At 62.4% G+C, this 7,018-nt stretch carries 6 protein-coding genes; 1 reads left to right on the top strand and 5 read right to left on the bottom strand.

The features are described 5' to 3' along the window. Positions 1-284: 284 nt before the first annotated feature. The 3 genes from msrQ to clpB form a co-directional block, all read right to left on the bottom strand. Positions 285-896 carry a protein-methionine-sulfoxide reductase heme-binding subunit MsrQ gene (gene msrQ / locus AC4FS3_RS02970; protein ID WP_491019294.1) on the bottom strand — a complete coding sequence of 204 codons (612 nt, stop codon included), beginning with the start codon at positions 894-896 and terminating at the stop codon, positions 285-287. Next, complete coding sequence (gene msrP / locus AC4FS3_RS02965; RefSeq protein ID WP_491019293.1) at positions 893-1,804, bottom strand: protein-methionine-sulfoxide reductase catalytic subunit MsrP; 912 nt, start codon at positions 1,802-1,804, stop codon at positions 893-895. Before msrP ends, msrQ begins: the two co-directional genes overlap by 4 nt. 204 nt (positions 1,805-2,008) lie before the next feature. Then, a complete protein-coding gene (gene clpB, locus AC4FS3_RS02960; protein ID WP_491019292.1) occupies positions 2,009-4,624 on the bottom strand; it encodes an ATP-dependent chaperone ClpB in 2,616 nt (871 codons plus the stop codon). Between the two features lie 276 nt (positions 4,625-4,900). Here clpB and AC4FS3_RS02955 point away from each other — a divergent pair, with 276 nt between their 5' ends. Beyond that, positions 4,901-5,335 (top strand): hypothetical protein, encoded by a 435-nt coding sequence (locus tag AC4FS3_RS02955; RefSeq protein ID WP_249496338.1) that lies wholly within the window; start codon positions 4,901-4,903, stop codon positions 5,333-5,335. Between the two features lie 40 nt (positions 5,336-5,375). Here the strand turns inward: AC4FS3_RS02955 and AC4FS3_RS02950 are convergent, their stop codons facing one another. Then, the gene (locus AC4FS3_RS02950) at positions 5,376-6,236 is read right to left on the bottom strand and encodes a TolB family protein (RefSeq protein ID WP_491019291.1); all 861 of its coding nucleotides are present in this window, start codon (positions 6,234-6,236) and stop codon (positions 5,376-5,378) included. Then, positions 6,233-7,006 (bottom strand): hypothetical protein, encoded by a 774-nt coding sequence (locus AC4FS3_RS02945; protein ID WP_491019290.1) that lies wholly within the window; start codon positions 7,004-7,006, stop codon positions 6,233-6,235. The genes AC4FS3_RS02950 and AC4FS3_RS02945 overlap by 4 nt, the downstream gene beginning before the upstream one ends. Positions 7,007-7,018 lie beyond the last annotated feature (12 nt).

Here is a 7,018-nt window from a genome sequence, read left to right as displayed (position 1 = left end):
GCTTCAGGCCGCTTCGTTCCGCCAACCGTTCCGTTTCGGTGAGGCGGTATCTAGGCCCCACAAAACAAACCCGCAAGTGCCTTTTTCACTGAAGTCACAAAAACTTTGCCAAACCCTTGCGAAACTCCTGCAAAACAAGGTGATTAAGGTGTGAACTATTTCGCGCCTCCCGGGCACTCCCAGAACCAGATCCGCATACTACGGAAGAATATTGCGCGACCCGTCGCAATGAAGCAATTTAGATCAGTGGTGAGGTGATGCGCCGCGAATCCCTCCCGGAACGGTCACCGCCTGGCGCGAAGCTTTGCGTGGCCCAGCCTCCAGATCAGCAACCCGCCCAGAATGCCCGCCCAGATCCAGCCTTCCGTACGGATGATCTTCATCTGCCAGAGGTAATGCAGCACGGCGAGAATGGTCGCAGGCCAGATCAGCAGATGCAGCCTGCGCCAGTTGCGCCCCATCCGGCGGATCGAAGCCGCATTCGATGTCACGGCCAGCGGCACCAGCATCAGGAAGGCTGCGATCCCCATGAACAGATAGGGGCGCCGGACCAGATCAGCGAGCGCCTGGCCGATCAGCAGCCCCATATCCAGCCAGATCCAGGCCATGAGATGCAGTGCTATGTAGAAAAAGGCCAGCAGCCCGACCGCCCGGCGATGCCGGATCAGGTTCACTCCGGTCAGGGCGCGCAGCGGCGGTATCGCCAGACAGATGAACAGAAGCCAAAGCCCGGTCTTGCCGAGATCATGTTCAATCGCTTTGACCGGATCGACCAGCACGCTTCCCGAGACCACCTGCCCCGCCAGCCAGACAAGCGGCACCAGCCCGAGGATCCAGACACCCCATTCCGGCAGGCGCCGAGACAGCCTGTTCAGCCCGTCAGCAAGCGGCGTCAATAGTTCACCGCGAGATCCATGCCGCTATAGAGCGAGGCAACCTCCTCACCATAGCCATTGAACATAAAGGTTTCTTCCCGGCCGCCAAACAGGCCGGCCCCGATGCGCCGCTCGGTGGCCTGACTCCAGCGCGGATGATCCACGCCCGGGTTCACATTGGCGTAGAAGCCATATTCCGAGGGCTGCAATTCCTGCCAGGTCGTGCGCGGTTGCTTGTCGGTCAGTTTGATCTTCACGATGCTCTTGATCGACTTGAACCCGTATTTCCACGGCACCACCAGACGGATCGGTGCGCCATTCTGTTTCGGCAGATCCTCGCCATAAAGCCCGGTCGCGAGGATCGTCAGCGGATTCATCGCCTCATCCAGCCGCAACCCCTCGACATAGGGCCAGCTGATGCCACCGCCCCGCTGTCCGGGCATTTCTTCGGGGCGGTAGAGTGTCTCGAAGGTCACATATTTTGCGCCAGGCTGCACACCGACCCGGTCCAGCAGACCGGACAGCTGAAAGCCCTGCCAGGGGATGACCATCGACCAGGCCTCGACACAGCGAAACCGGTAGATCCGCTCTTCAATGGCCTGCCCCTTGACCAGATCGGCCAGATCATAGCTGCCGGGCCGGTCCACCATCCCGCCAATCGAAACCGACCATGGATCAGTCGTCAGCGCCCCGGCATAGGCGGCGGGATCATCCTTGTTCCACCCGAATTCATAAAAGTTGTTGTAGTTGGTGATCTCTTTCAGCGTGTTCGGGGCCAGGTCGGTCGAATAGCGGCCAGGGTCGGCCCGGGCGATTGCAGGCAGGACCGCGCCCGCCATCGCCCCGGCCAGCAACCTGCGCCGGTTGATCCAGGTCGCGCGCGGCGTGACATCGGACCAGCGCAGAGAGTTCGGTGTCTTCGCGGTCATGCTCATCTCCTCCACGGCAGACCCGGATCAGAACCCGGGCTTACCCCGCACCCTGACACAGAAGGCGCGAAACTCCACACACAGATAAGAGAGCGGCGGCCCTATCCGGTGGAATTCCGGCTTTCATCTGTCCTTAAATATCCCCGCCGGAGGCTTCCGACGACAGGAAAAGGCGGCAAGGTTTCCCTGCCGCCCCATTCTGGTTCAGTGAACCTGCGTCCCGCCCGGCCGCGTCCGGTTCGAGGCGACGACGCGGTCGCCCACCTGCAGCCCTTCATCCGAGGCCGTGACATGCACGATCGAGCCGTCGAGGATCTCCCCCCCCAGGAGCATCTCGGCCAGCGGATCCTGCAATTGCCGCTGGATCACCCGTTTCAGCGGGCGGGCGCCAAAGACCGGGTCATAGCCCTCCTCGGCCAGCCAATCCCTGGCCATTTCGTCCAGCTCCAGCGTGATCTTGCGATCCGCCAGACGTTTCTCCAGCCGTTTCAGCTGGATCGAAACGATACCGGACATATCGGCACGGCCCAGGCGGTCAAAGATGATCATCTCATCCAGCCGGTTGAGGAATTCGGGGCGGAAATGCAGCCGCACCGCTTCCATCACCTCGGCCTTCGCCCTCGACGTGTCCGCGCCATCCGGCAGTTCAGACAAAGCCCGTGCGCCAAGGTTCGAGGTCAGGATGATCAGCGTCTGTTTGAAATCGACCACACGCCCCTGACCATCGGTCAGCCGCCCGTCATCCAGCACCTGCAACAGCACGTTGAACACATCCGGATGTGCCTTCTCGACCTCGTCGAACAAGACGACCTGATAGGGCCGGCGCCGCACGGCTTCGGTCAGCACACCGCCCTCGTCATAGCCGACATAGCCCGGAGGGGCACCGATCAGCCGCGCGACCGAGTGTTTCTCCATAAATTCCGACATATCGATGCGGACCATCGCATTGTCATCGTCAAAGAGATATTCGGCCAGAGCCTTGGTCAGCTCGGTTTTGCCCACGCCGGTCGGGCCAAGGAACAGGAACGAGCCCAAAGGCTTATTCTCATCCGAGAGCCCTGCCCGCGCACGGCGCACGGCTTTCGACACCGCTTCCACCGCCTGACGCTGGCCAATCACCCGTTTCCCGAGCTCCTCCTCCATCTTCAGGAGCTTCTCTTTCTCTCCCTCCAGCATCTTGGTGGTGGGGATACCGGTCCAGCGCTCGACCACTTCGGCGATCTGCTCGGGGCGCACCGATTCCGAGACCAGAGCCTCGCCTTCCCGGCCCTCCGCCTCGCCAAGCTGCTTTTCCAGCTCGGGGATGGTGCCATATTGCAGCTCGCCCGCTTTGGCGAAATTGCTTTCGCGTTTGGCCTGGTCAAGCTCTGCCCGGGCGCGGTCAAGCTGTTCCTTGAGATCGCGGGCCTTGTTCAGATTGTCGCGCTCGGCCTGCCATTTCGCGGTCATCTCGGCGGAATGGTCTTTCAGATTGGCAAGTTCCAGCTCCAGCTTGTCCAGCCGGTCTTTCGACGCCACATCCTCTTCTTTCTTCAGCGCTTCGGCCTCGATGGTCAGCTGCAGGATCTGACGATCCAGCGCATCGAGTTCTTCGGGCTTGCTGTCGACTTCCATCCGCAGCCGTGCCGATGCCTCATCGACAAGGTCGATCGCCTTATCCGGCAGGAAGCGGTCGGTGATATAGCGATGCGACAGCTGGGCCGCCGCGACCAGAGCCGAGTCGGTGATCTTCACCCCGTGATGGAGCTCGTATTTCTCCTTGATGCCGCGCAGGATCGAGATCGTGTCCTCGACGGTCGGCTCTTTCACCAGCACTGGCTGGAAGCGCCGGGCCAGAGCCGCGTCTTTCTCGATATATTTGCGGTATTCATCAAGCGTGGTCGCCCCGACGCAATGCAGCTCCCCCCGGGCAAGCGCAGGCTTGATCAGGTTGGCGGCATCCATTGCGCCGTCGGACTTGCCGGCGCCAACAAGCACATGCAGCTCGTCGATAAAAAGGATGATCTCGCCGGCGGCAGCCTCGATCTCTTTCAGGATGGCCTTCAGCCGCTCCTCGAACTCACCGCGATATTTCGCCCCGGCGATCAGCGCGCCCATATCCAGCGCCATCAGCTTTTTATTGCGCAGGCTCTCCGGCACATCGCCGTCGATGATGCGCAAAGCGAGGCCCTCGGCGATGGCCGTCTTACCGACACCGGGCTCCCCGATCAGCACCGGGTTGTTCTTGGTGCGACGTGACAAAACCTGCATGGCGCGGCGGATCTCGTCATCGCGGCCGATGATCGGGTCGATCTTGCCCTGGGAGGCCGCCTCGGTCAGGTCGCGGGCGTATTTCTTCAGCGCCTCCATCGTGTCTTCCGACGAGGCAGAATCAGCCGTCCGACCCTTGCGAATATCATTGATCGCGGCGTTCAGACCCTGGGCCGTCACGGCACCTGCCGTCAGCGCATCTTTCGCACGGGTGTTCACCAGCGCGAGCGCGGTCAGCATCCGCTCGACCGGCACGAAACTGTCGCCCGCCTTTTTGGCAACCTCTTCCGCCTCATCCAGCACGCGGACAAGTTGCGGATCGATATAGGTCTGACCGTCACCGCCGGTCACTTTCGGCAGTTTCTGGATGGCGGCATTCACCGCCTCATTGACGCGCTCAGGCGCGCCACCGGCCCGGCGGATGAGGTTGGAGGCCAGGCCCTGGTCATCATCCATCAGGGCTTTCAGCAGGTGATCGGGCAGCACACGCTGGTGGCTTTCCCGCATCGCAATGGTCTGGGCCGCCTGGATAAAACCGCGCGACCGTTCCGTGAACTTTTCAATGTTCATCGGTCTCTCCTTTTCATAAGCGCCGATCTTTGCGGATGCCCTGAAAAGGCACATCCACCCCCGGCCTTCGCCTCTCAATCTGGGGCGGCGCGGTGCTGGGTTCAAGCCGTCCGGGGGCACCCCGGCGAAAAAATCCCACGCTCTGGCGGGGCCATTTTCCGCCGAAGCGCGGCGGAGATTTCGGCGGCTTTCGTCGCGCGCTTCTGCGAGAGCGACGCCAGACCTTGTCCCCATGCGCCTGGCACAGGCACTGTTACAGCAAAAGAGGATAAGAGCATGACCGAGAGACTCGAAGCCATTCTGCCGCAGGTGCCCGTCGAAGGCATCGCCGTTCATATCGGCCGCGCCGGGATCTGCATGGGCGATATGGCCGAAGCGCGGCTTTTGCCCGATGGGCGGGTCGGGATTTATGCGATGGTCAGGCGTCGGCTCATGGGGATCATTCCGGTCAGGCGGATGAGCTATCTCGGTCATCTCGGGCCGGTGGCCGAACGTATTCTGGCCCCGGCACTGATCGAGGGGCTGATGTTGCGGCTGAGGATCGTGGTGCTGACGCCCGAACATCTCGCCACATCCGGGCCGCCCGAGATCCATGTCTCGGTCTGGGCCGATCCCTACCGGCTTGCCCCCTGCCTGAGCGATGATGCGCTGATCATTCCCGAGCCCCCGCGCGACTCTGACCGGGATGAGGACGCGCTGAGCCCGGCCTGAGGCCCGGCGCGCGAACGTAGTAGCAGCACAGATCAACCGCTCAGGGTTCGTAGCGGATATAGGCAAAAGCGCTGCCATCCGGCGCCCAGGACGGCACATTGATCGTCCCCTGGCCCCCGGTTATTTCACGCAGGACCCGACGATCCCCGCCATCTGCATCAGAAATCATCAGACGCACCGGCAGATCGGCGGGATGCCCTTCGGTCCCGGGCGGATAGGACAGCCAGCACAGCCAGCGCCCACAGGGCGAGGGATGCGGGAACCAGTTCACCCGGTCATCGTGGAAAAGCTGGCGCTGATTGCCGCCATCCGCCGCCATCACCCAGATCTGCGCATGGCCTGAGCGGTCGCTGTTCCAGTAAATCCGCGCCCCGTCATGACTGAAATCCGGCCCGTCATTATGGCCTGCGGCTTCGGTCAGCCGGGTCTCAGGCCCGCCCGCCAGGGCGCGGCGGTATATATCGATCTGACGCTTTTCGCCCCGCGCCGCCGGATAGGTCATGGTCAGACCATCGGGAGAAAGCCCGTGCCACCAACTCGGAGTCGCAGAGGACACTTTCTCCGGCGCCTGACCGGCCCCGATCCCGGCCACGGGCACCGCATAGATCTGCGCGCCCTCGGCCTCGTAATGGCTGCCAAACAGGATCCGGCCATCACGGGTGAAACCATGATCATTGTTGCAGCGCCCCGCGATCCCGGTGCCGATCGGTTCCAGCCGGGGCGACTGCGCAGGCACATGCCAGAGGCGCCCCCCGGCATTGACCAGAAACCAGGTGGCGCCAGATGATCCATCGAGCGACCAGTTCGGCGCTTCCAGCCGCTCCTGCCCTTCACACCCCTGATGGCGCAGCACTTCCGTCACCTGCCCGTCGGGGGTGATGGTTTCGAGGACCGAGATCACTCGCGCACCTTTGGCGTCAGAAGCTTCTTCGGCCTCAGCGCCTCAGCCGCCTTAAAGAGGCCAAAGGTCTGGTTGACGTAATTCACCGCGCCGCCGATCTGGTCGATATAAGTGTCAAGCTCGGCCGTGCGTTCGGCTGCGATGACCTGCACCGCGCGGGACGGATCCATCCCCTCGAATTGCACATAGAACAAGGGCTCGCCCCGGCGCAGCACGAGGTCTTTCTGCGGCTCATGCCATTCGAACGCCCACATCAGCGGGCGCGGCCAGACCGAGATCGGGAACCGCCCGCCAAAAATGGTGCCCGGCAGCGGATCGGGGCGGTAATGCATGAAAGGCGACAGCTGCGTCAGATAGACCAGCTCATCCGCGATGAAACAGTAGGGCAGCGAAAGCTGGATCGTCGGGCGGTCCGGATAGCGCCATTCTGCCTCATTCACGAGGGTCAGCATCTCATTAAGCTTGTTCCCCCGGACCGGGCTCGCGCTCCCAAGCCGGTTGATCAGCACCGCGCGGCCATCCTTGTCGCGGCCAAAGCCGATCTGCAGGTCAAACGGGCATTTCACCATGAAATACCGGCTTTCCAGCTGGATCACCCCTGGGCAACGCGCGGCACTTTTGGCATGGCTGCGGTTTTGCTGGCGAAACATCACCCGCTCCGGCGGATCGTAAAGCACCGCATTCTTGTCTTTGGTCAGGAACCAGCCCACCTGGATCGGGCCCGAGCCCGGCCCGTCCTCGGGGCGCTCGACGGTAATCGTGATGTCCATATGCCTGCCTTC

It is taken from the genome of Pseudogemmobacter sp. TB195, from assembly GCF_058313095.1.
This window is presented reverse-complemented; position numbering and strand designations above follow the sequence as displayed.

Bases quoted from the DNA above. Each gene is read 5' to 3' on its own strand.
- msrP (WP_491019293.1), bottom strand. From the start codon at position 1,804: ATGACCGCGAAGACACCGAACTCTCTGCGCTGGTCCGATGTCACGCCG.
- clpB (WP_491019292.1), bottom strand. From the start codon at position 4,624: ATGAACATTGAAAAGTTCACGGAACGGTCGCGCGGTTTTATCCAGGCG.
- AC4FS3_RS02955 (WP_249496338.1), top strand. From the start codon at position 4,901: ATGACCGAGAGACTCGAAGCCATTCTGCCGCAGGTGCCCGTCGAAGGC.
- AC4FS3_RS02945 (WP_491019290.1), bottom strand. From the start codon at position 7,006: ATGGACATCACGATTACCGTCGAGCGCCCCGAGGACGGGCCGGGCTCG.